25 protein-coding genes are annotated in these 24,843 nt (G+C 29.2%); 2 read left to right on the top strand and 23 right to left on the bottom strand.

The genetic code is table 11. From position 1 onward, the window contains the following. Positions 1-108: 108 nt before the first annotated feature. Positions 109-1,728, bottom strand: coding sequence for a phosphoenolpyruvate--protein phosphotransferase (ptsP, locus tag QP548_RS13040; RefSeq protein WP_061429229.1), 1,620 nt, complete (start codon positions 1,726-1,728; stop codon positions 109-111). A 473-nt stretch (positions 1,729-2,201) separates the two neighbouring features. On the opposite strand from ptsP, the gene QP548_RS13035 reads away from it, so the two are divergent. Next, positions 2,202-4,208 (top strand): sigma 54-interacting transcriptional regulator, encoded by a 2,007-nt coding sequence (locus tag QP548_RS13035; protein WP_061429230.1) that lies wholly within the window; start codon positions 2,202-2,204, stop codon positions 4,206-4,208. A gap of 172 nt (positions 4,209-4,380) precedes the next feature. Here QP548_RS13035 and rpsD (QP548_RS13030) read toward each other — a convergent pair whose 3' ends face one another. The 6 genes from rpsD (QP548_RS13030) to QP548_RS13005 form a co-directional block, all read right to left on the bottom strand. Continuing rightward, on the bottom strand, positions 4,381-4,974 hold the full coding sequence (gene rpsD, locus QP548_RS13030; protein ID WP_003457936.1) for a 30S ribosomal protein S4: 594 nt from the start codon (positions 4,972-4,974) through the stop codon (positions 4,381-4,383). 400 nt (positions 4,975-5,374) lie between these two features. After that, a complete protein-coding gene (locus tag QP548_RS13025; RefSeq protein WP_061429231.1) occupies positions 5,375-6,409 on the bottom strand; it encodes a ribonucleotide-diphosphate reductase subunit beta in 1,035 nt (344 codons plus the stop codon). A 95-nt stretch (positions 6,410-6,504) separates the two neighbouring features. After that, complete coding sequence (locus QP548_RS13020; protein ID WP_003482361.1) at positions 6,505-8,736, bottom strand: ribonucleoside-diphosphate reductase subunit alpha; 2,232 nt, start codon at positions 8,734-8,736, stop codon at positions 6,505-6,507. 283 nt (positions 8,737-9,019) lie between these two features. Beyond that, the gene (locus tag QP548_RS13015) at positions 9,020-9,376 is read right to left on the bottom strand and encodes an arsenate reductase family protein (protein WP_061429232.1); all 357 of its coding nucleotides are present in this window, start codon (positions 9,374-9,376) and stop codon (positions 9,020-9,022) included. A gap of 171 nt (positions 9,377-9,547) precedes the next feature. Further along, the gene (locus QP548_RS13010; RefSeq protein ID WP_061429233.1) at positions 9,548-11,374 is read right to left on the bottom strand and encodes a sensor histidine kinase; all 1,827 of its coding nucleotides are present in this window, start codon (positions 11,372-11,374) and stop codon (positions 9,548-9,550) included. Next, positions 11,352-12,050, bottom strand: coding sequence for a response regulator transcription factor (locus QP548_RS13005; protein ID WP_003454428.1), 699 nt, complete (start codon positions 12,048-12,050; stop codon positions 11,352-11,354). The genes QP548_RS13010 and QP548_RS13005 overlap by 23 nt, the downstream gene beginning before the upstream one ends. 253 nt (positions 12,051-12,303) lie before the next feature. Between QP548_RS13005 and QP548_RS13000 the strand changes: the two genes are divergently transcribed. After that, a complete protein-coding gene (locus QP548_RS13000) occupies positions 12,304-13,161 on the top strand; it encodes a YitT family protein (protein WP_060671131.1) in 858 nt (285 codons plus the stop codon). Between the two features lie 259 nt (positions 13,162-13,420). Here QP548_RS13000 and cwlD read toward each other — a convergent pair whose 3' ends face one another. The 16 genes from cwlD to QP548_RS12920 form a co-directional block, all read right to left on the bottom strand. Next, entirely contained in the window at positions 13,421-14,092 is a 672-nt protein-coding gene (cwlD, locus tag QP548_RS12995) for an N-acetylmuramoyl-L-alanine amidase CwlD (protein WP_061429234.1), read from the bottom strand. Positions 14,093-14,285: 193 nt separating this feature from the next. After that, positions 14,286-15,899, bottom strand: a complete 1,614-nt coding sequence (locus tag QP548_RS12990) for a Na/Pi cotransporter family protein (RefSeq protein ID WP_081109967.1) — start codon at positions 15,897-15,899, stop codon at positions 14,286-14,288. A gap of 390 nt (positions 15,900-16,289) precedes the next feature. Next, a complete protein-coding gene (gene rpsI / locus QP548_RS12985; RefSeq protein ID WP_003454434.1) occupies positions 16,290-16,682 on the bottom strand; it encodes a 30S ribosomal protein S9 in 393 nt (130 codons plus the stop codon). Positions 16,683-16,708: 26 nt separating this feature from the next. Then, on the bottom strand, positions 16,709-17,143 hold the full coding sequence (gene rplM, locus QP548_RS12980) for a 50S ribosomal protein L13 (RefSeq protein ID WP_011010899.1): 435 nt from the start codon (positions 17,141-17,143) through the stop codon (positions 16,709-16,711). 146 nt (positions 17,144-17,289) lie between these two features. After that, entirely contained in the window at positions 17,290-18,024 is a 735-nt protein-coding gene (gene truA, locus QP548_RS12975; RefSeq protein ID WP_061429235.1) for a tRNA pseudouridine(38-40) synthase TruA, read from the bottom strand. A gap of 157 nt (positions 18,025-18,181) precedes the next feature. Then, positions 18,182-18,988, bottom strand: coding sequence for an energy-coupling factor transporter transmembrane component T family protein (locus QP548_RS12970; RefSeq protein ID WP_061429236.1), 807 nt, complete (start codon positions 18,986-18,988; stop codon positions 18,182-18,184). Positions 18,989-19,003: 15 nt separating this feature from the next. After that, complete coding sequence (locus QP548_RS12965) at positions 19,004-19,861, bottom strand: energy-coupling factor transporter ATPase (protein WP_061429237.1); 858 nt, start codon at positions 19,859-19,861, stop codon at positions 19,004-19,006. Then, positions 19,846-20,691 carry an energy-coupling factor transporter ATPase gene (locus QP548_RS12960; protein ID WP_061429238.1) on the bottom strand — a complete coding sequence of 282 codons (846 nt, stop codon included), beginning with the start codon at positions 20,689-20,691 and terminating at the stop codon, positions 19,846-19,848. The genes QP548_RS12965 and QP548_RS12960 overlap by 16 nt, the downstream gene beginning before the upstream one ends. A 423-nt stretch (positions 20,692-21,114) precedes the next feature. After that, positions 21,115-21,456 (bottom strand): 50S ribosomal protein L17, encoded by a 342-nt coding sequence (gene rplQ / locus QP548_RS12955; RefSeq protein WP_003454231.1) that lies wholly within the window; start codon positions 21,454-21,456, stop codon positions 21,115-21,117. A gap of 16 nt (positions 21,457-21,472) precedes the next feature. Continuing rightward, on the bottom strand, positions 21,473-22,420 hold the full coding sequence (locus tag QP548_RS12950; RefSeq protein WP_003454404.1) for a DNA-directed RNA polymerase subunit alpha: 948 nt from the start codon (positions 22,418-22,420) through the stop codon (positions 21,473-21,475). Between the two features lie 84 nt (positions 22,421-22,504). After that, the gene (rpsD, locus tag QP548_RS12945; protein ID WP_003470276.1) at positions 22,505-23,125 is read right to left on the bottom strand and encodes a 30S ribosomal protein S4; all 621 of its coding nucleotides are present in this window, start codon (positions 23,123-23,125) and stop codon (positions 22,505-22,507) included. A gap of 23 nt (positions 23,126-23,148) precedes the next feature. Continuing rightward, entirely contained in the window at positions 23,149-23,544 is a 396-nt protein-coding gene (rpsK, locus tag QP548_RS12940) for a 30S ribosomal protein S11 (protein ID WP_003454436.1), read from the bottom strand. Positions 23,545-23,560: 16 nt separating this feature from the next. Further along, positions 23,561-23,926: a 30S ribosomal protein S13 gene (gene rpsM / locus QP548_RS12935; RefSeq protein ID WP_003454489.1), complete on the bottom strand. Its 366-nt coding sequence runs from the start codon at positions 23,924-23,926 to the stop codon at positions 23,561-23,563. 236 nt (positions 23,927-24,162) lie between these two features. Continuing rightward, positions 24,163-24,276 carry a 50S ribosomal protein L36 gene (rpmJ, locus tag QP548_RS12930; protein ID WP_003373491.1) on the bottom strand — a complete coding sequence of 38 codons (114 nt, stop codon included), beginning with the start codon at positions 24,274-24,276 and terminating at the stop codon, positions 24,163-24,165. A gap of 12 nt (positions 24,277-24,288) precedes the next feature. Continuing rightward, positions 24,289-24,507, bottom strand: a complete 219-nt coding sequence (gene infA, locus QP548_RS12925) for a translation initiation factor IF-1 (RefSeq protein ID WP_003454491.1) — start codon at positions 24,505-24,507, stop codon at positions 24,289-24,291. Between the two features lie 7 nt (positions 24,508-24,514). Continuing rightward, complete coding sequence (locus tag QP548_RS12920; protein ID WP_003460478.1) at positions 24,515-24,793, bottom strand: KOW domain-containing RNA-binding protein; 279 nt, start codon at positions 24,791-24,793, stop codon at positions 24,515-24,517. Between the last annotated feature and the right edge of the window lie 50 nt (positions 24,794-24,843).

Below are 24,843 nucleotides of genomic sequence, written 5' to 3'. Positions count from 1 at the left end.
ATAATTTAATTTTATAAAAACTTATTTTTTTATAAAAAAAAGGCACGAATTAATTCGTGCCAAAACTTAGGGTTTTGAGTGTTCTATATTAATTTTTAATATTATTGACTATTCTTGTTCCATTATTATTTTCTTAGCAGTCAGGATTGATGTAGCACTCATTGAGAATTCATCTAAACCATATTCAACTAATGTTGGTATAGCTCTTTCATCTCCTGCCATCTCTCCACACATTCCTACCCACTTACCATGTTTGTGAGCTCCATCTATTGTCATTTTGATTAATCTTAATACAGCTGGATGCATTGGATTGTAAAGGTATGATACCTTTTCACTCATTCTGTCAGCAGCTAATGTATATTGGATTAAATCGTTAGTTCCTATTGAGAAGAAATCAACATGCTTAGCTAATTCATCAGCATAAACTGCTGCAGCTGGGATTTCAACCATGATACCCCATTGAATTGAATCTGAGTATGCTATACCTTCTGCTTTTAACTCAGCTTTGCATTCTTCAACAAATGCTTTAGCTTGTTGGAATTCTTCTAATCCTGAAATCATTGGGAACATTACTGCAAGATTTCCATAAACAGAAGCTCTTAATAAAGCTCTTATTTGAACTCTAAAGATATCTTTTCTGTCTAAGCATAATCTTATAGCTCTGTATCCTAAGAATGGATTCATCTCTTCTGGTAATGGTAAGTATGGAAGAGTTTTATCTCCACCGATATCTAATGTTCTGATAACAACTTGCTTACCATCTGCTTTTTCTAAAACATATTTGTATGATTCAAATTGTTCATCTTCAGTTGGAGCTTCATCTCTATCCATGTATAAGAACTCAGTTCTAAATAGTCCAACTCCGTCTCCACCATTTGCTAAAACTTGATCTATATCTTCTGGTTTACCTATGTTTCCGCAAACCTCTATTCTTCTACCTGATTTAGTAGTTGTTTTAACATCTATTAATTTCTTTAATTCTTCTTGTTCTGCTTTAAATTTCTCTAATCTAGCTTTATATTCATTTATAGTAGCTTCATCTGGGTTGATTATAGCTACACCCTCAATACCATCAACTATTACAGTGTCCCCATTTTTAACTGAAGTTGTTATATCACCTAATCCAACAACAGCTGGTATTTCTAAAGTTCTAGCCATTATAGCTGAGTGAGAAGTTCTTCCCCCGATATTAGTTAAGAAACCAATAACTTTACTTCTATCTAATTGAGCAGTATCTGAAGGTGTTAAGTCATGAGCTACAACAACAGTGTTAGCTCCTACATTTTCCATTCCGTTTCCACCCTTGCCAGCTAGGTTAGCTATTATTCTCTTAGAAACGTCTTTTATATCTGCTGCCCTTTCTCTCATGTAAGGGTCATCCATAGAATCAAATATCATAACGAAAGTATCTGTAACATTTTGAACAGCTTTCATAGCGTTTAATTGGTCATTTTCTATAGTCATTTCCATTTGACCAGTAAACTCTACATCATCTAATAACATTAAATGAGCTTCAAAAACTTGAGCTTCATGTTCTCCAATTTCATTAGCTGTTTTTTCTTTTATTGCTTCTAATTGCTCTTTTGATTGAGCTAAAGCTTTAGATAATTTTTCTTTTTCAGCTGCTATATCTGAAACCTTCGCATCAGATATTATTATTTCCTCATGTTCTTGTATAAATACAGTTCCTATTGCATATCCTTTTGAAGCAGCAATACCTTTTTTCATTATGTAGTCCTCCTTTAAGTTCGTACTCAACTAAATACAACATTAAATATCAATCACAATTCAACTAAATTCACTTTTCAAATTCACTGCTTATATATAACAGCAATTTGCGTGCCAAGTTTTTAATTATTAATATTTTTCAAAATATATTATACTCATAAACCCTAGTAAAAATGCCTATAAATCTTATAAAAATATTTTATTTATTAAAAACTTACGTTAAAATAATCAGTCATATTAGTTGTTTTTATTATACTAAATATGATAAAAAATATCAAACTAATTTTTCCATTGATATTTTTTATCAATATTTCTTTTAAAAACAATCTTTTTATTAAGATATATATACATAAAGCCTTTAAAATAGTACTTTTTTCTGATAATATATTATTAATACTTGATAAAAAATATCAACCTTATTCACTTTTTATATAAATTCATAAAAAATAAAACTTTGGACGGTGATTTACTCCATGTATTCAAGAGAATTGATTATAAAGACGCCCTTAGGATTACATACTAGATACTCTGCTATGATTGTTAATAAAGCTTCTGAAATAGAGTCTAAGTATAAAGTTAAACTATATATAAAAAAAGAATCTTATACAGATTGGCTTGGAATAAGTATGCTTGCAATACTTTCTCTTAAGGTGTTGCCTAATGAAAGTATATTAATTGGATCTAAAAATGAAGGAATGATTGAAAAGTTAGCTGTTCAATCTCTTCTTGAGTTTATTGATAAAAACATAAATAATCCCATTGAATCTGAAGATAGTGAAATAGACGAAATAATAGATGCTAGCATAGTAGCTAATGAACAGGTTCTTGAAAGTTTACCAATAGGTATTGTTGTTATAGATATAGACCAAAATATAATAACAATGAATCAATATGCTTTAAGATTTATTGGATGCAATAAAAAAGATGTTAAAGGAAAAAAGATTAATGAAGTTATTCCATCATCTCAGCTTCCTCATGTTATGCTTAGTAATTTAAAAAAGTATGGCTCAACTCTTCATATAAATAACAGAGTTGGCTTAGTAAATAGCTCTCCTCTTTTCATAAACGATAAGATTATAGGGGCTGTAAGTGTTATTCAAGATGTATCTGATATTATAGGTATGAAAGAAATAAATGAGAAATTTACTAAGATACTTGAAAACTCACAGGATATGATTTGCTTTGTAGATGAAAATGGTATAATAAATTATTTAAATCCTGCATATATTAAAAACTTTTCTAAAGTTAGTTCTGATGTTATAGGAAAAAGTATTTTTGATATTGCTCCTAATGGACTTAGAGCTAAAGTATTTAAAGAAAAAACTTTATTAAAAGATGTAATTCATAAGAAAAATGGTATAAATGTTATAAGTACTATTGATCCTTTATTTATTGATGGACAGTTTAAAGGAGTTATTTCTACTTCTAGACCAGTTAGTTTAATTAAAGAACTTATGTCAAAACTAAATAAATCTGAACAAGAATTAGATTATTATAAAAATGAGTTTTTAAGACAGTTATCTAAAAATTCTTCTTTTAATAATATTATAGGTTCAACTAGAACTCTAAAGGATATAATGTACATGTGTCAAAAAGCTTCAGAAACTACATCAACTGTTCTTATTCGTGGTGAAAGTGGTACAGGTAAGGAACTTATTGCAAAGGCTATACATAATAATAGTAATAGAAAAAATAAGCCTTTTGTAAGGGTTAACTGTGCTTCAATTCCTGAAAATCTCTTAGAAAGTGAATTATTCGGATATGAAAAGGGAGCTTTTACTGGGGCAGTTCAAAGCAAACCTGGTAAATTTGCTATTGCTGATACAGGTACTATATTCTTAGATGAAATAGGTGATATGCCCTTATCAATGCAAGTTAAACTCCTTAGAGTTTTACAAGAAAGAGAGATTGAAAGCGTAGGAGGAATAACTCCTAAAAACATTGATGTAAGAGTTATTGCTGCAACTAATAGAAATTTAGAAGAAATGATTGAAGAAGGTTCCTTTAGAGAGGATCTTTATTACAGACTTAATGTCTTAGGTATTAATCTTCCTCCTCTTAGAGAACGTAAAGAAGATATTCCTGAACTAGCCGAACATTTTATAACTAAGCTAAATAAAAAGTTACATAAAACTATATTAGGAATAAAACAAGATGCCCTTAATCTACTAATTGAGTATTCTTGGCCTGGAAATATACGTGAGCTTGAGAATATAATGGAAAGAGCTATAAATCTTTGTGATGGAGATTATATAGATAGTTCTTATCTACCTTCATATTTAAAGCCAGTTGAATCAAAGTCTTTTAATTTAAATATTGATATTGATCATATACTTCCCTTTGAAGAATATGAAAAACAAATAATAGAAGCAGCTATGAAAAAGTACAAATCCTTTAATAAGGCAGGAAAAGCTTTAGGATTAACTCATAGAACAATTTCTTTGAAATGTAAAAAGTATAATATAGATGTAAAAAAATAATAAAAGAAAAAAGCACTTGGAGACCAGCACATCTCCAAGTGTTTTTTTATTAGTAAGAGTTTAGTAACATTCTGAAGTATAATTATGACAAGACTTTTTTTTAGTTTTAACTACGGGAACAGCTAATAATTAAAACTAAATTTAATATTAAACAAGTTATACAGTACTTCTATTATTTAGAATAGAATTCAACTATTAATTGCTCTTGTATTGTTATTGGAATTTCTTCTCTCTTAGGCTTTCTAGTGAAAATTCCTTTAAAGTTATCTTCTTCTTTACTTACGTAAGGAACTTCACTTCCTATGCTATCTTTAAAGTTGTTTACAAACATTTCTGTTTTTCTTGATTTTTCTCTTAAAACAACTTCATCACCTATATTTAATCTGAAAGATGGTATATTAACTTTCTTTCCATTTACTAAGAAATGTCCATGGTTAACCATTTGTCTTGCCTGTCTTATTGAGCTAGCAAAACCCATTCTATATACCATATTATCAAGTCTTGATTCTAAAATCATAAGTAAAGCCTCACCAGGTTGTTCTTTACTATTGAAAGCTTGATCTACGTATCTAGTAAATTGTCTTTCCATAACACCGTAGTAAGCTCTTAATCTTTGCTTTTCTAATAATTGAATACCGTAATCAGATAATTTCTTATCTGCTCTGCTTGTTCCTCTATCAGCTCGTTTCATTGCCTTTGGATGTCCAACTACATTTAATCCAAGTCTTCTGCACATTTTGAAACGAGGTCCCATCATCTTAGCCATACTTAACCTCCAAATGTTTTTTTGTTTTCTATGATGCTATATTAACATAAAATCTCACTTATTGAAAATGATTATCATTATTGTATAACTCATTTAATTAAAATTATCTTATTAAATCTTTAAAATACTAACTTATGCTTATAAATTTAAACTTATTTATTCTATAAAATAAATTAATTTATAATAAACTCTAATTTTAATAACTAGGTTCAATTAGCTATCAATCTATTCCACTTAAATCACTCTTATTTATATATGAATTTTAGTATAGGCATAAAAAAGCTATATCAAACTCTTAACTTATAAGAATTCATAAATTTTATATTTATAAATTCTCTCATAAATAGTATTGATATAGCTCTCTTTTATAATTTATGCAGTTAAATATTAAATTCTATTTTTATAGATCGTCTATTAAGGCTCCTGCTTTAGCATATGCTGTTGATTTTGCCTCAAAGAAGTCTGTTTTTACTTGGTTTGCATCAGCATAATAATCTACCCATGGTGCTGGATTCTCATTATATCCTTCAAATAAAGGCTCTAAACCTATAGCTTTAACTCTTAAGTTTCCTATGTATTTTATATATCTTTCTATAAGGTTTTTATTTATTCCAGTTACATTATCACCTATAACATAGTGACCCCATGCGATTTCATGTTCAACACCAGTTCTAACCATTTCTCTTAATTCTTCTTTTAACTCTTTAGTGAATACTTCTGGTATTTCTTCTTTTAATTCTTTAATTATACTTCTAAATAACCATAAATGAGTATTTTCATCTCTGTTTATATATCTAATCTCTTGGGCTGAACCAGGCATTTTTCCATTTCTCTCTAAATTATAGAAAAACATAAATCCTGAATAGAAATAAACACCCTCTAAAATATAGTTAGCCATTACTGATTTTATAAAGTTTTCCATGTTTGAATCTTCTAAGAAGTTATTATATAGTTCTCCTATAAACTTATTTCTTTGAAGTAATATAGCATCATCCTTCCATTGGAATAATATTTCGTTTCTCTCCTCTGGTGAACAAATACTATCTAGCATATAACTATAGCTTTGTGAGTGAACCGCTTCTTGGAAAGCTTGTATAGTTAAACATAAGTTAACTTCTGAAGCAGTAATATAACTATTTATATTTCCTAAGTTAGCTGTTTGTATTGAATCTAAAAATATTAAGAAAGATAAGATTTTATCATATGCTGTTTTTTCTTCCTTAGTTAACTTTTTATAATCTTTTAAGTCTTGAGCTAAGTTTATTTCCTCTGGTATCCAGAAATTATTCATTGCTTGTCTGTACCATTCTGAAACCCAAGTATATTTCATATTATTAAAGTCATTTAAATTAGTTGTATTACCGTTTATCATTTTCTTTTTATTAGTTTCAATATCTCCAAACTCATTAAAAAGCGGTCTTTTATTTATTTCCATTTTACGTCACCTTTCATCTCTTTATTTCTCTATCTATAATTAATAGATACTCACCTAAGCCTAGATGAGTATCTTTAAAATTCTTAATTTATATTCTAAGCTGAGCAGCTCTCACATTCGTCAACACTTAGAGATTTACTTCTTACATAATAAATACTTTTAACTCCATTTTTACAAGCTGAAATATAAAGATTCATTATTTGTCTCATAGTATAATCTGTAGTTATATAAAGGTTAAATGATTGTCCTTGATCTATATGTCTTTGTCTTACTCCGTTTGCTCTAACTGTAAACTCTTGATTTACATTGTAAGCTGAAACATAGTACCAGAAATTTTCTTGACATAATCCAGGTGCTACCTTTGGAGTTATACTTCCTTTTTTCTCTTCTAACCAGAATCTATTCATAACAGGATCTACTCCCTCTGATGTTCCAGCTAAAGTGGCAGTTGAACCATTTGGAGCCACTGCAAATAGGTATCCATTTCTCATACCATACTTAGCAATCTCTTCTTTTAGTTCTTTCCACTGTGGTGAATTATATTCTCTTAGTTCAAAATAATCACCATTACTCCAGTCTGATCCTTCAAATAATGGATAGCTTCCCTTTTCCTTTGCTATGTTTAAACTAGCTTTTATAGCATAGAAGTTTATTCTCTCATAAACTTTATCTACAAAGTTTAAGTGTTCCTCTGAATCCCATACAATCTTATTATTTACAAGCATATGATGGTATCCTGATGTCCCTAATCCAACAGCTCTATATTTCTTATTTGTTATTTCAGCAAATGGAACTGAATAATAATTTAAGTCTATTACATTGTCCATAGCTCTTATTTGAGTTTCAACAACGTATTCCACTTCTTCATCTGATGTAACATCTACATTTCCTAATACCACTGAAGAAAGGTTACATACAACAAAGTCTCCAGGCTTAGTTTTTTCAATAACTACTACATCGCCATTTTCATCCTTAATTTCTGTTTGTTCTATCTCCATAGCACTCATGTTTTGCATTATTTCAGTACAAAGATTTGATGAATATATCATTCCTTTGTGTTTATTAGGATTAAATTTATTTACTGTATCTCTATAGAAAGCAAATGGTGTTCCTGTTTCTGCAGCACTTTTTATAATAAGTCTTACAATATCCTTAACACTCATAACTCTCTTTTCTATTCTATCATCTTCTACACACTCATAATATTTCTTTTCCCATTCTTCCCCATAGAAATCTTCTAAAGAATATCCTTTAACAGTCTTTATTTCATGAGGACACATCATATACCAATTAGCATCTATATCATTTTCTGCTAACTTCCAGAATAAATCTGGATAACAAAGGCCTGGGAATATATCATGAGCTTTCTTTCTATCGTCTCCGTTGTTTGTTCTTATTTGAAGAAACTCTGGTAAATCTTTATGCCATGCATCTAACCAAATAGCAACTGATCCGTTTCTAACTCCTAATTGGTCAACAGCTATGGCTGTATCATTGAATAATTTTATCCAAGGTATAATTCCACCTGATGCACCTTTAAAACCTCTTATGGCTGAGCCTAGGGCTCTTACCTTACCCATATAGATTCCCATTCCGCCACCAAACTTAGAAACCTTAGAGAAATTATCTAATGATTTATATATACCAGCTAAACTATCATCTACAGTATCTATAAAACATGAACTTAATTGGTAAAATGGCTTTCTGGCATTAGACATAGTTGGAGTAGCCATTGTAGCCTTTATAGAACTTAAAACATCATAAAATCTTTTTGCCCAATAAAGTCTTTTTTCCTTCTTCTCAGGGATAGCAAGGTGCATAGCAATTCCCATAAACATTTGTTGAGGAAGTTCTAATGGTAATCTATTAAAATCTTGAACTAAATATCTTTTTGCTAATAAATTTATTCCACTGTATGTAAATAAAAAGTCTCTCTCTCTTTTTATTTCCTTTTCTAATTCTTCTATATCTTCCTTAGAGTAATTATCTAAAATATATTTTCCGTATAATCCTTTATCAGTAAGTTCCTTTATAAAACCATAGAAATTATCATATGGATTTGCCCCTTCTTCTAGTCCTCTATTTACTCTTACTTCTTCATATAAATTTTTAACATATAACTTCGCCGCAATTTCCTGCCATCTTGGTTCTACTTGAGAAGTTAACTCTAACGAAACTTGTATGAAAGATTTTATTATCTCTTTTTCTCCCATTTTTGATGTAACTATATTATCTAAAGCAACCATTAACTTTTCTTCAGTATATAATCCTGTTTCATCATTCAGTTCTTCTATAGACCATGCACAATATCTCTCTAATAGTGTCATCAACTAGCCCTCCACAATATATAGTAATTATTTTTAAATTTCGCACAATATCTTGACAATTTATTATAATAATTTAAAGTTGTTTTGTAAAACTCAGATTTCTTGAAAAAGTTAGCTTATTCTATGAATAACTCTTATTATATAAGTCATATTTTCTTTTTTTAGTCTTATTCGACTAATAATTATTATTGACATTTTAAAGTTACTTCTACAATAAGAATAATAGAGCTTTTAAGTAAGTATAAAGTAAAAGACTACAGATAATTACTCTGTAGTCTTTTTATTATTTTAAATTTTCAGCCCATTCTTCTTCCTTAAATCCTATAAGAACTAAATCATCTTTTATAAGTAAAGGTCTTTTTACTAACATACCATTGCTTGATAAGATGTCTAAAAGTTCATCTTCACTAGCTGTTTTTACTTTATCCTTAAGATTCATCTCTCTATAAAGTTTACCTGAAGTGTTAAAGAACTTATTTAATTTAACTCCGCTCTTCTCATACCAAGCCTTTAATTCTTCTTTAGTAGGATTTTCTTCAACAATCATTCTATCTGTAAAATCTATATTGTTTTCTTCTAACCATTTCTTAGCTTTTCTACAAGTACTACATTTAGGATATTCTAAAAATAAACAACTCATCTTTTTACACCTTCTTTAAAATCATTGTATTTATACAATAAAAATTATTATATAGTAATTATACTCTTTATAACTTTATTTTTAAATATGTTAATTAAAAACCTTCATAAATTTTTATAGTTATAGCTTTTCTAAAATTTATTGAAATTAAGTTAAACAACTTTTATCTTATTATTCTTCATTATTATCATCTTTATTTTTAGGAATTATTACAAAGGCTTTAAATAAATCACCTTCACATTCAACTCTAAACTTTCCGTTATGAAGTTCTACAATAGTTTTAGCTATTGCTAAGCCTAATCCAGATCCTTCTATGGTTGAATTTCTTGATTCATCTCCTCTTGCAAATCTTTCTAAAATATCCTTCTCATCAAAATCTAAAGCATAGGAAGAAATATTTTTAAATGATATTTCCACATAATTTTCTAAATCTTTTATTTCAACATAAACCCTAGTTTTTTCTAAGCTATATTTTAAAGCATTAGTAGTTAGGTTTTGAAATACCCTAGACATTCTTTGAGGATCTATCTTAACCATACATTCCTCTGGACCATTTATTTTAAATTCAATTTCCTTTTCTGAATATACATCTTCTACCTCAGCTATACATTGATATACAAGTTGAATTATATCTATATTATATTTAAATAATTCTACCTTTCCTGAAGACATCTTAGAAACCTCAAACAAATCATCTATAAGTTTCTTTAAGGTTTGAGATTTTTTATCTAATATTTCTATATATTCTTTTCTTTCCTCTTCTGTTATATTATTTAACTGAAGTATATTTACATAATTTATTATGGATGTTAATGGAGTTTTTAAATCATGTGAAACATTTGAGATAAGCTCTGTCTTTAATTTCTCATTCTTTATGCCTTCTTCAACAAGTTCTTTATAGCCTAGTCTTAAATCATTAACATCATCTGCTAATTTCCTTATTTGTCTATCGTCATTATCTTTTATCTCTATATCTGTATCACCTTTTTTAACTTTTTCTATTCCTTTTATTACAGTATCTAATCCATCATATTTTCTTATAAACTTTACTATAAAATGAATAACTAAAACAATTGGAATTATCCATAGGTATCTATTGTCTGTTAAAACATAGTGATATTGCTTCCATACAAATTCTATATTTCTCATAAATCCATTTATAAGAATATATATTATAGTAAATGAAATGACAAACATAACAACCTTATCTTTTAAAAATTCTTCTATAAACATCTTCTTTGTTATTAAGACATTTAAACTATCTAAAAATCTAAAGAAGTATCCTCTTTTCCAACTTTCTTTATAAGCTCTTATTCCCATATTTTTAATCATAACTAATTTTTTTATGGTTAAAAGTAACATTAAAAGAGTTGTGGTCATAGTTGCTATAAAAGCAATTCTAATTGAATTTATTTCAGAGTCATAAAGTTCTCCTCTTGAGAAATATATTTCTTCATAATTATCTGAAGAATTTATTTCTTTAAAGACTACATTATCATTTTTAGATAAACTTTCTAAAACTTCTTTTGGCGTTGAAAGATTATAAGGTTTTTCATAAAACCATACTCTATTAGAGTAATATTCTCCTGTTTTCTTATTTATAAGAACTACACCAGAATAACTAGTAGCCCTTTCTTGAAGCTTTGCAATAAATGCTTGTTTTTGCTCCTTTGTCTCTAAGCTATCTAATTTGCTTAAATAGTTAGTCTCATTATAAAGAAAATCTGATATATCTACAGATTGAGCTAATAACCTACACTCTTTATACTTATGTGGATTTATTAATGCATCTCTATACATAACTCTATTACATATATCAGGATTTGCCTTAGAATTTAATTTTGCTATATTATCAAAGGAGTATCCTCCAAATAAGATAATATATAAAACAGGTATAAACACAGCAAATATGATTATAAACATATTTTCTATGCTTCTTACTAAAAGGCTATAGTTTTTCCACCATCTTGAAAAACTATTTGTCAATTTTATACCCAAGTCCCCACACCACCTTTATATACTCAGGTTCTTTCGAATTTATTTCTATTTTTTCTCTCATTCTTCTTATGTGAACTGTTACTGTATTTTCACTTTTATAAAAAGGTTCTTCCCAAACCCTTTCATAAATTTCTTTAATTGAAAATATTCTTCCTGGATGTGATGCTAAAAGTGTTAATATTTTATACTCTGTTGCAGTTAATTTTATATTTTCTCCTCTTAAAGAGACCTGCTTATTTACAGTATCTATAGTTAAATCTTTTATTACTATTAAATCTTGAGTATTCTCCCTATTTAATGGATAATCATATCTTCTTAATTGTGATTTTACCCTTGCAACAAGCTCTAAATGATTAAAAGGTTTTGTAACATAATCATCTGCCCCTATGTTTAAACCTAATATCTTATCACTATCTTCTGATTTTGCTGATAGTAATATTATTGGTATATTTCTACTTTCTCTTATTTTTAAACAAGTTCTCATTCCATCTAATTTAGGCATCATGATATCCAAAACCACAAGATGTATGTCTTCCTTATCTAAAATTTCTAAGGCCTCAAATCCATCTCCAGCCTTTATTACATTTATTCCTTCTCCTCTTAAATATATATCTATTGCATCTCTTATTTCTTTTTCATCATCTACAACTAAAACATTAAACTTTTCTTTTTCCATAATAAAGCACTCCTTAAACTTATGCCTCCCCTAAATATTAAAGGAGGAAAATTAAAATTAACCTATTTATTTATTACGATTTTCTTAAGATACACCTTCTACTATTAATTTAATGAAATTCTTAGTATATACAATGTATTTTACCATAAAAACACATTAGTTGCTTTTTCAATGTATTTATTGGCTTTACTTTACCAAAAAAAGCATTATAATTACCTATGAAATTATTTATTGTAAATTTAGGAGAATCCCAATGAATTACATCAAAGAGAAAAAAGAATTACTAATTGATAATGCATTTATTCTCATAGGTTGCTTTATTGCATCTTTAGGAGTAAACCTATTTTTATCAAATGCAAAACTTCTTAGTGGTGGAGCAACAGGTATTGCACTTATCTTTCAATACTTAATGGGAGTTAACTCAGGTATTGTTGTTTTACTTATAAACATTCCATTATTTATACTTAGTTATTTTAAACTATCAAAACAGTTTACATTTAACTCAGCTATAGGAATGCTAGCTTTATCACTTTCATTAATGATAACAGCACCAGTATCACATCTTATTACCTTAGATGATAAATTACTATACTGTGTTTTTGGTGGTGCTATCTGTGGATTTGGTTATGGTTTAGTATTTTCTAAAGGTGGATCAACTGGTGGAACAGATATAGTTACCATGATTATACGTAAAAAATATTCAAATTTTAATATAGGTTCATTAAGCTTCGTATTAAATATGTGTATCGTTGCTGTAGGAGCAATTTTCTTTGGACTAGAAACAGCACTTTATACTCTTATATCTATATTTGTACAAACAGTTTTAGTTGATAAAGTTATTAAAGGAATACATTCAAAACAATTATTGCTTATAATAACAGATAAGGAACAACAAGTTATAAATTATATAATAGAAGATCTTCATAGAGGAGTAACTTCTCTTTTAGCTGAAGGAGAATATACTCATGACAGAAAGAAAATGCTTTACTGTCTAGTTACTACAAGACAAATGATTGAATTAAAAAATACAATACATTATATAGATCCAAATGCCTTTATAACTATAATGGACGTTTCAGAAGTTAAAGGAAAGGGCTTTAAAAATATATAAAAGCAAATAAAGCTATGCTCATAAGGCATAGCTTTTTTATGTCATAATAACTTAATCTACTAAAGTATATATAATAGTAGAATGATTTTTAGGAGCTTTTATGAATAAGTTTAATTTGGTGAATTTCTTAATATGTTTTTTATTTATTATATTATTTTTCTTAATTATAAACCTTATATTTTCATCTTATAAATTTTACTCAATTACCCCAAATGATATGGAAGTTAGTTTTCCATTACTAAATTTTATTTGAATTATATTATTTAAAATATTCATCTATAGCATTTGCTAAGGTATTGGCAATTTTATTTTGATAATCCTCTTTACCTAATAGTTCGCATTCTTCTGGATTAGATAAGAAACCACATTCAACTATTACAGAAGCTCCTTCATACCCATCATTTAAAATCTTATATTCTTTTTTTGCAACTTTTGCTTCCCTCTTATTATTTTGATCAACTTCTTCCTTAAATTTTTGTTGTATTATTTTGCCTAGCTTTTGACTTGGTTCATTATTGGCACTCCATACCTGTGCCCCTTTACAATTCTTTTGAGGAAACATATTTTGATGTATGCTTATAAAAGCATCACATTTATTTTCTTTTTTAATTTTCACTCTATTTCCTAAGTCTTCTATTTTCTTTTCTCTAACCTTTTTACCCTCAGTATATAGTCCTACATCCTCACTTCTAGTCATTATTACTTTATATCCTTTACTCTCTAAAGCATCTTTTGTTTTAAGTGATATTGATAAATTTATGTCCTTCTCAATTACTCCACCTTCGCTCTTTGCGCCCCCGTCTATGCCTCCATGTCCTGGGTCAATAACTATTATCTTATTATTCTCCTCTGCATTAACCTTTAAGAAGCTAATATTTAATGCTAAAAAAGAGAGTATAATAATTGACACTATTTTTATTATTTTCTTCATTAAGAATACCTCCTAGTTAAATCTAAATTATAATAATCCTAAATTCTAAAAAGAATATATTTACTACTAATAAACACTTCAAAATATTATCTATTTTAGAATTATGAAATCCAATTTATTTTTTCCTATATATAAAGAAATATTCTAAGGAAAATAAAAAAGAATACCTAATTTTAGGTATTCTCTAATATCTTTAATGCACTTCCATAACACTTTCAGCTATGTTAGTAGCATGATCGCCAATTCTTTCAAAGTTGCTTAATAAGTCCATAAATATTGCACCATCATAAGCATTGCAAGAACCTTGGCTTAATCTCTTAATATGATTTTCTCTAAATTCTTTTTGAGAAGCATCTATTTTTCTTTCTATTTCATAGATAGTTCCAGCTTCCTCTATATTTTCATTTGCATAAGAATCAATTGTTATGTCTAGTGCTCTAATTGTTTGATCATATATATAATCTATTTCCTTTAAAGCATCTTCACTATATTTTAATTTTCTTCCTACCTTTTCTAAAGTTAAATCAGCTATATTCTCAACATGATCACCTATTCTCTCAATATCAGTTACAATATGGAAAGTTGATGCTACTAAATTACTTTCTTTAGCAGATAAATCACATTTAGATAATTTAACTAGGTAAGAAGTTATTTCTTCTTCTAAAATATTTATAAGTTTTTCATTTTCATATACTTTTTTAACTAAGCTTTCATTATTTTCCCTAAAAGCCTTCATACTTAACTCTAAGTTTTCCTTAGCTTTATTAGCCATTCTTAAAGTTTCTTTTTGAACTTGACCTGCAGCTATTACTGGTGTTTCTAATAATCTTTCATCAAGATACTTAGGTCCACAAAGTTCAATTTCATCTTCACCTTTTATTAATTTGTTAACTATCATAATCATGTACTTACTTAATGGTACAAGTATTATAGTAGCAGTTATATTGAATATTGTATGAGCATTAGCTATTTGTCTTTCAACATCTCCAGGGCTCATATCTTGAACAATATATGCCAAAGGTTTTAAGAATGGTATAAATATAAGTGTACCTAATATATTAAACATTAAATGTATGGCAGCAGCCTTATGTGCTGTTTTATTTGCTCCAATACTTGCAATTAAAGCAGTTACACATGTTCCTATATTACATCCAAATAGTATTGGCAGAACTATATTTATAGTTATAGAACCAGTTGATGCTAAGGCAATTAATATCCCTGTAGTAGCTGATGAACTTTGTAATATAGCTGTAAGAACTAAACCTGTGAATATTCCTAATACCCAGTTATCGTCTATAGCCATTATAAGTTGTGAGAACATTGGTGACTCAGCTAATGGTTTTAAAGCTGAACTCATTATTCCCATACCCATAAACAAGATACCAAAACCTAATATTATATCAGCAATATCCTTTCTCTTCTTTTGTTTTGCTGACATTAATAAAACCACACCTACTATAACAAACAATGGTGCAATTTCATCTAATTTAAAGGCAACAAGTTGAGCCGTAATAGTTGTACCTACATTTGCTCCCATGATTACTCCAGCAGCTTGTGCTAAGTTCATAAGACCGGCATTAACAAATCCAACTACCATTACTGTAGTAGCACTTGAACTTTGTATTACCATTGTAACAAAGGCACCAACTAAAACTGCTGATATTGGATTTTTAGTAACTTTCTCTAATATACTTTTTAATTTATCACCTGCAGCATTTTCTAATCCTTCTCCCATTAACTTCATTCCAAAAAGAAATAGACCTAATCCGCCGGCAACTTCCATTAAGGTAAAAATTGCATCTTTCAAGATACTTCTCCTCCACTTTGCTTAATTTGTAAAATACAAACTTATTTTATTTTTAATTTTAAAATATCAATCCTATAACATTTTACAATATAATAATTACTTTGTTAAGTTTTAAAGCTTCTTTTTAACCTAAACTTAATACAGTATCCAATTAATTGAAATTTTCTACAAATAATATCCAAATCATTAAAACAAACTAAAATAATACCCCTTTAATACTTAGTTATATAGCCATTTCTAAAACTTTTTAATATTTATTGTCAAAGCATATATTTTCTTATGTTTGTTTCTAATTTGTTAATAATTAAATCTAAAAATAACTTCTTTAAAATATATAAATGTATAAAAAAAGAAGGAGGTATTCCTCCTTCTTTCCATAAAAGCAATATATTATCTCTTTGAGAATTGTGGAGATCTTCTTGCTTTCTTTAAACCGCATTTCTTTCTTTCAACCATTCTTGGGTCTCTAGTTAAGAATCCAGCTTTCTTTAATTCTGGTCTTAAGTTTTCGTCAGCTTTTAATAAAGCTCTTGATATACCATGTCTTATAGCTCCTGCTTGACCTGATAATCCACCACCATGAACGTTAACTAAAACATCATATTTGTCTTTAGTTTCAGTTAAAACTAATGGTTGGTTAACTACAACTCTTAAAGTTTCTAATCCGAAATATGTTTCGATTTCTCTATTATTTACTATAACTCTACCTTCACCTGGTACAAGTCTTACTCTTGCAACTGATTTCTTTCTTCTTCCAGTTCCCATGTATTGAACTTTTGCCATTTGAACTCCTCCTCCCGAGCTTATAATTAGTATCTTAACTCAAGTACTTCTGGTTTTTGAGCAGCGTGGTTGTGCTCAGCTCCTCTGTACACGTTTAATTTCTTTAACATTTTTCTTCCTAAAACGCCTGTTGGAAGCATTCTTCTAACTGCTTCTTCGAAAGCAAATTCAGGTTTCTTTTCTAAAACTTCTCTGTATGGAGTTTCTTTTAATCCACCAGCGTATAAGCTGTGTTTTCTTAACATTTTTTGGTCTAATTTCTTACCAGTTAAAACAACTTTCTCAGCGTTTATAACGATAACGAAATCTCCACAGTCAACATTTGGTGTAAATGTTGGCTTGTTCTTTCCTCTTAATATTGAAGCAACTTGGCTAGCAACTCTTCCTAGTGGCTTTCCAGCAGCGTCAACAACATACCATTTTCTTTCAACTTCTTGTGCTTTTGCAATGTATGATTTCATCGTTTTCCCTCCCTAGAATTTTAAAATAGGTTTTATATGTCCTCGTACTTTATGTTAAGATTCATATTGAATCCCGTACATCTCTCTTACAAACAAATACAATTATAATACACGCTTACGGGCGTGTCAATACATTTCATCTACTTTTAGTAAAAAACTTTTTCTAAGCATAATCCTGTTGGAGGAACACAAATTCCAGCTTTTTTTCTATCCCCAGAATCTATGACTTCCTTTATATATTCTGGCTTCTCTTTTCCTCTTCCCACTTTAAGCAATGTTCCTACAATTAATCTTACCATATTATATAAAAAACCATCTGCTGACACATATATTTTAATTTTATTCCCTTCTGTTTCAATATGAATATCAGTTATTGTTCTTACAGAAGTCTTAACTGTCCCACCGGGTCTTTGAAAGGCCTTAAAGTCATGTTTTCCTAAAAAGTATTTACATGCTACCTCCATAGCTTCAACATCTAAAGGCTTTTTAACATGATATACATAATTTCTCTCTAAAGCTGGTGGCTCTTCTCTATTTAGTATTGTGTAACAATAAGTTTTACCAGTAGTCATATACCTAGCATGAAAATCCTCAGCTACCTCTTCTGAATTCATTATTACTATATCCTTTGGTAACTTTGAATTTAATGCAGCCTTAAAATTCTTTCCTGGTATATTAGAATTAGTTTTAAAATTAGCCACATAAGCCTTAGCATGGACTCCTGAATCTGTTCTACTACTTCCTAGTATTTCTACCTCTTCTTTAGTAACCTTCTTTATAGCCTCTTCTACCTTCTGCTGAATAGTATTTCCTATAGGCTGTTTTTGCCACCCAAAATAAGCTGTTCCATCATATTCTATAGTTAATTTTATATTCCTCATATAATCATTCCTTTATTTTTTTATAAAACAATATTTTAAATCATAAATAATTAATTCTTCAAACAAAGAAAGACTACAAATTTGCAGTCTTTCTTTTATATTATCAATATTTATTTTATATTAAAAGTCTAAATGTAAAAACAAAATTTAATTTATACTAGAAAACTCTCACTACTATTGATAAAACTAAAAGTACTCCAGCTATTCCAAAAGAAATAAAATCATTTTTAGAATACTTTAATACCTTCATTCTAGTTCTTCCATCTCCACCCCTATAGCATCTAGCTTCCATAGCCATAGCTAACTCATCAGCTCTTCTAAAAGAACTAATAAATAAAGGAATTAATAGTGGTATTAAACTCTTAGCTTTTTGTATTATGTTTCCTGATTCAAAATCTGCACCTCTAGCTTTTTGTGCTTTCATTATTTTATCAGTTTCATCAATTAAAGTTGGTATAAATCTTAAAGCAATTGTCATCATCATTGCTAATTCATGAGCTGGAACCCCTATCTTTTTAAATGGTTTTAATAAACTTTCAATACCATCAGTTAATTCTATTGGTGATGTTGTAAGTGTTAATACTGAAGTTCCCATTATAAGCAAGATAAGTCTTAATGCCATAAATATAGCTGTTCTTATTCCTTCCTTATAAATATATAAAAACTTCCAATGCCATATAAGAGTATCTTCGCTACCTTTTATCATAAAAATATTAAGTGCTGCTGTTATAGCTATTAATAAAAATACAGGTTTAAGTCCTTTATATAAATATTTAAATTGTAATTTAGATATTAATACTGTTGCACCTAAAAAGGCAATTATAAATATATATCCCCAAAACTTATCTACTATAAATAATGAAGCAATAAAAATAAATGATATTAATATCTTAGTCCTTGGATCTAATTTATGTACAAAAGAATCCCCAGGAATATATTGACCTATAGTAATGTCCTTTAACATAATTTCTTATCCTTCCTAATTATTATTCCTTATTATTTCTAAAAGAGCTTCCTTAGCTTGAGAAATTGTAAATATCTCTTCTGATATATTAAAGCCCTTATTTCTTAACTCTCTTATTAGATAAGTTACTTGAGGAACGGCCAATCCTATTTTTTCTAAAGTTTCAACCTCTTTAAATACCTCTGCAATCTTTCCATCTAAAACTATTTCTCCACTATTCATAACAATTACTCTATCAGCAATCTTAGCTACGTCTTCCATGCTATGACTAACCATTATTATAGTCATTCCATACTCTTTATGAAGAAGTCTTATTTGAGCAAGTATGTCTTCTCTTCCCTTTGGGTCTAACCCAGCTGTTGGTTCATCTAATATAAGAACCTTAGGCTCCATAGCTATAACCCCAGCTATGGCAACTCTTCTCTTTTGACCTCCACTTAGATCAAAAGGAGATTTATCTTTATATGTTTCATAGTCAAGCCCAACCATCTCCATGGATTTTTTAACTCTTTTGCTTATTTCTTCTTCACTGATTCCTAAATTTCTTGGACCATACTCAATATCTTTTTCAATAGTCTCTTCAAATAATTGATACTCTGGATATTGAAATACTAATCCAACCTTTTTTCTAATATCGCTTAATTTAACTTTTTTATCTGCTATATTAACACCATCAACTATTATATTCCCACTAGTAGGACTTAATAATCCATTTAAATGCTGTATAAATGTTGATTTTCCTGAGCCAGTATGCCCAATTAGTGCTATAAATTCTCCATCTTCTATTTCACAGTTTATATTATTTAATGCTATTTTTTCAAAAGGTGTTTTAGGCATATATATATGATTTAAATTTTCTATTTTAATTGACATAAAGCATTCACCATCTCATCTATATTTAATATTTCTGTTGATATATCTACTCCCTCTTTTTGAAGCTCATAAGCTAATTCAGTAACTTGAGGAACATCTAATCCAATTAACTTTATTTTTTCTACTTGAGAAAAAATTTCTCTAGGAACACCTTCCATTACCTTTTCACCTTTATCCATAACTATTATTCTATCAGCCTGTGCGGCTTCATCCATATAGTGAGTTATAAGTATTATAGTAATTCCAAACTTTTTGTTTACTTCCTTTATAGTTTTCATTACTTCATTTCTACCTGAAGGATCTAGCATTGCTGTAGGTTCATCTAAGACTATGCATTTAGGTCTCATTGCTAATATACCAGCGATAGCAATTCTCTGCTTTTGCCCTCCTGATAATAAATGTGGTGCATGTTTTCTATACTCATACATACCTACTGCTTTTAATGAATCATCTACTCTTTCTCTTATCTCCTTTGGATCAACACCTAAATTCTCTGGTCCAAAAGCAACATCTTCTTCGACTATTGTTGCTACTAATTGATTATCTGGATTTTGAAAAACCATCCCAGCTCTTCTTCTAACTTCCCAAAGATTTTCTATATCAGAAGTATCTAACCCATCTACATACATCTTTCCACCACTAGGAAGTAATAAAGCATTCATATGCTTTGCCATAGTTGATTTTCCTGAACCGTTATGTCCTAATATAACTAAAAATTCTCCCTTTTTAACTTCCATAGAAACGTGATTTATTGCAACCTTTTCAGTTTGTTCTTCAGCATTGACATATTTAAAAACTAAGTCTTCACTTTTAATCATATTTTCTCCCATACTAGCCTCCTATAAAGCTACCTTTAACTACTTTAGAGTTAAAACACTTAACTCTTTTTCTCAATATGTATTGAGTTTAATAATTTTTTTATGTATAAAAAAAATACCTACTTATAAAATAATACTATTAATAATTTTATTTTGTAAATAGATATTTCCTTATTTTAACCTTTTATATAAAATTATCTTCCTTAAAATATGTTTATTAAAAAATTTCTTTAAACACATAATATACCTTTAGATTCAAAACTATTATAGGTTAAATCTAAAATTTTATACTAGTAGTAAAAATAATATATTCTGTTTTATTATATATTACTTTCTTATATGCATTCTCAAAATGCTTATGATAAAAATAATATAAAATATTTTATATGACAAAAGAGGATTAAGTAAAAACTTAATCCTCTCTAAAGAAATATATTATACTAATTCAAGTATAACAACTTCAGCTCCGTCTCCTCTTCTAGGACCAACTTTGTACATTCTAGTGTATCCACCGTTTCTTTCAGCGTACTTTGGAGCTATGTTGTCAAATAAGTTTTTAACAACTTCTTCTTCTGTAACAAATGCTAACACTTGTCTTCTTGCGTGTAAATCTCCTCTTTTTGCAAGAGTGATCATTTTTTCTGCAAGGCTTCTAGTTTCCTTAGCTCTTGTTTCAGTAGTTTCTATTTTACCATGCTTTAAGAAGCTTGTAACAAGATTTCTAAGCATAGCTTTTCTTTGATCAGTAGGACGACCTAACTTACGATATCCTGCCATGGCTTTACCTCCTCACCTACTCGTCATTTAGTCTTAAATTTAAGCCTAACTCGTTTAACTTTCTTTCTACTTCTTCTAGAGATTTCTTACCTAAGTTTCTAACTTTCATCATATCATCCATGCTCTTGCCCGCAAGCTCTTGAACAGTGTTTATACCTGCTCTCTTTAAGCAATTGTATGATCTTACTGATAAGTCAAGCTCTTCTATAGTCATCTCTAAAGCTTTTTCTTTTTTATCTTCTTCTTTTTCAATCATTATCTCAACATCATTAGCGTTGTCAGTTAAAGTCATGAATAATTTGAAGTGCTCTATAAGAATTTTAGCTGATAATGAAATCGCTTCTTCTATTCTTATAGTTCCATTAGTCCAAATTTCTAATGTAAGTTTATCATAGTCAGTAATTTGACCAACTCTTGTATTTTGAACAGAGAAATTAACTCTCTTTACAGGAGTGTATATAGAATCTATAGCAATAGCTGATAATGGAAGATCTTCTGTTTTATTTTTGTTTTGAGTAACATATCCTCTTCCTCTATTAACTACGATTTCCATATATAACTTACCATCGTTGTCTAATGTAGCGATATGTAGATCTTTGTTTACAACTTCTACATCACCATCTGTTTTTATATCTGCTCCAGTAACAACACCTGGTCCTTGAGCATCAATATAAATAGTTTTTGGTCCTTCACCTTCCATAGTAAGTGCTAACATTTTAAGATTTAAGATTATCTCTGTAACATCTTCTTTAACACCTGTTATTGTTGAAAACTCATGAAGAACTGAATCTATTTTAACTGAAGTTGGAGCCACTCCAGGTAAAGAAGAAAGTAATATTCTTCTTAATGCATTACCAAGAGTTATTCCATAACCTCTTTCTAATGGTTCTATCTCAAACTTACCATATGTTCCGTTATCGTTTGATTCAACACATTGAATTACTGGCTTTTCTATTTCTAACATTTAAAAACCCTCCTTAATATTAAAATGGCAACCTTATGAGGGCAACTGATCCAATTGTAAAAGTACTCTTAAGATCAATAATTATTATTTGCTGTATAACTCGACGATTAGAGTCTCGTTAACTGGTACGTCGATATCTTCTCTTGCAGGCTCAGCAACAACTTTACCTTCGAAGTTTTCAACGTTAGCTTCTAACCATTTTGGTAAAGCTTTTGGATTTTCAGCAAACATTTTGAATCTTTCTGATCCTCTGCTCTTTTCACAAACTGTTATAACATCGTTAACTGATACTTTGAATGATGCTATATCAACTTTTTTACCATTTACTAAGAAATGACCGTGGTTTACTAATTGTCTAGCTTCTGTTCTTGAAGCACCATATCCTAATCTGTAAACAACGTTATCTAATCTCATTTCTAATAATTTAAGTAAGTTTTCACCGGCGATTCCTCTCATTTTTTCAGCTCTTTCATATGTGTTTCTGAACTGACCTTCAAGAACTCCGTATATTCTCTTAGCTTTTTGCTTCTCTCTTAATTGTGTTCCGTAGTTAGATAATTTCTTTCTGCTTGCTCCGTGTTGTCCTGGTGCATAACTTCTTCTAACGAAAGCACATTTATCTGTATAACATCTATCCCCTTTTAGGAATAATTTCATACCTTCTCTTCTACATAACTTACATGTAGCTCCAGTATATCTTGCCATTCATTACACCTCCCGTGACGTTACTAAACTCTTCTTCTTTTTGGTGGTCTACATCCATTGTGTGGGATTGGAGTTACATCTTTTATTAAAGTAACTTCTAATCCAGCTGCTTGTAAGCTTCTTATAGCTGCTTCTCTTCCAGCACCTGGTCCTTTTACGTAAACCTCAACGCTTTTTAATCCGTGTTCCATAGCTGCTTTAGCTGCTGTTTCAGCTGCCATTTGAGCTGCAAATGGTGTGCTCTTTCTTGAACCTTTGAATCCAAGGCCACCAGCACTTGCCCATGCTAATGCATTTCCTTTTGCATCAGTTAAAGTAACTATTGAGTTATTGAATGTTGATTGGATGTGTGCTGCACCATGCTCAACATTTTTTCTTTCTTTTCTTCTTCTAGTTTTTTTAACTTTTTGAGCTGCCATTGTCTTCCCTCCTTAACTATTTCTTCTTATTAGCTATTGTCTTCTTAGGACCTTTTCTAGTTCTAGCATTAGTCTTAGTTTTTTGTCCTCTAAGTGGAAGACCTTTTCTATGTCTGATTCCTCTATATGAACCAATCTCAACTAATCTCTTTATGTTTAAAGCAACTTCTCTTCTTAAGTCACCTTCAACTGTTAAATCTTTAATGTAGTTTCTTATTGAGTTTACTTCTTCCTCAGTAAGATCCTTAACTCTTGTATCAGGATTAACTCCAGTTACTTCAAGAATTTTTTGTGATGTAGGTAATCCTATACCATATATATAAGTTAGACCTATTTCAACTCTTTTTTCTCTTGGTAGGTCGATACCTGCTATTCTTGCCATTAATGTTACACCTCCTGGTAATTAAAATACGAAATTGATTTACATTAAATAAGTAACTCAATTGCTCTATTGTTTATTTATATTTAAAATTTTAGGTTGATGGTTTTACCCATCACAGCCGCACCTAAAATTTATTTGCTATTATTTAAATGCCTATATAATCATATTTTACTTTTAAATAAAAGTCAATAAGAATTCGCTCCCAATTGACCTTTTTATTATGTTTTATTTACCTATTAGCCTTGTTTTTGTTTGTGCTTAGGATTTTCACAGATTACCATTACTCTTCCTTTTCTTTTTATAACTTTGCACTTTTCGCAAATAGGCTTAACTGATGGTCTTACTTTCATCGCTAACCCTCCTTATTTTGCTCTCCATGTAATTCTACCTCTTGTAAGATCATATGGTGAAAGTTCCACAGTAACCTTATCTCCTGGTAAAATTCTTATGAAGTTCATTCTTAACTTTCCTGAGATATGAGCTAATATTTTATGCCCACTCTCTAATTCAACTTCAAACATTGCATTTGGTAAAGCTTCTAAAACTGTACCTTGCATTTCAATTATATCACTTTTTGACATAAGGTAATCAAACCTCCTTGTTAGTGCTACTAAGCTTTAAAAATCTTTTTATTTTAAGATTTGCATTCTTATCCTTTGATATTATACATGATTTTAACTCATCATCCAATATCTCAGTAAGCACTACATGTTTTATTTTTTTCTTTTTTGGCATTTCAATAGTCTTAGTTGCTCCATTTGCCACTAGTAGATCATCATCTACCAATCCAATCACAATATATGATTTTCCTGTATCTCTTCCAGCATTTGAAGTAACTAATCTACCGATTAAATCAGTTTCTTGCAACTTATCCACCTCAAAGATTACCTTAGTCATAAACTACAAATTCCTTATAG

This window comes from Clostridium sp. UMB9555A (genome assembly GCF_030222355.1).
GTDB lineage: Bacteria > Bacillota > Clostridia > Clostridiales > Clostridiaceae > Sarcina > Sarcina perfringens.
This window is presented reverse-complemented; position numbering and strand designations above follow the sequence as displayed.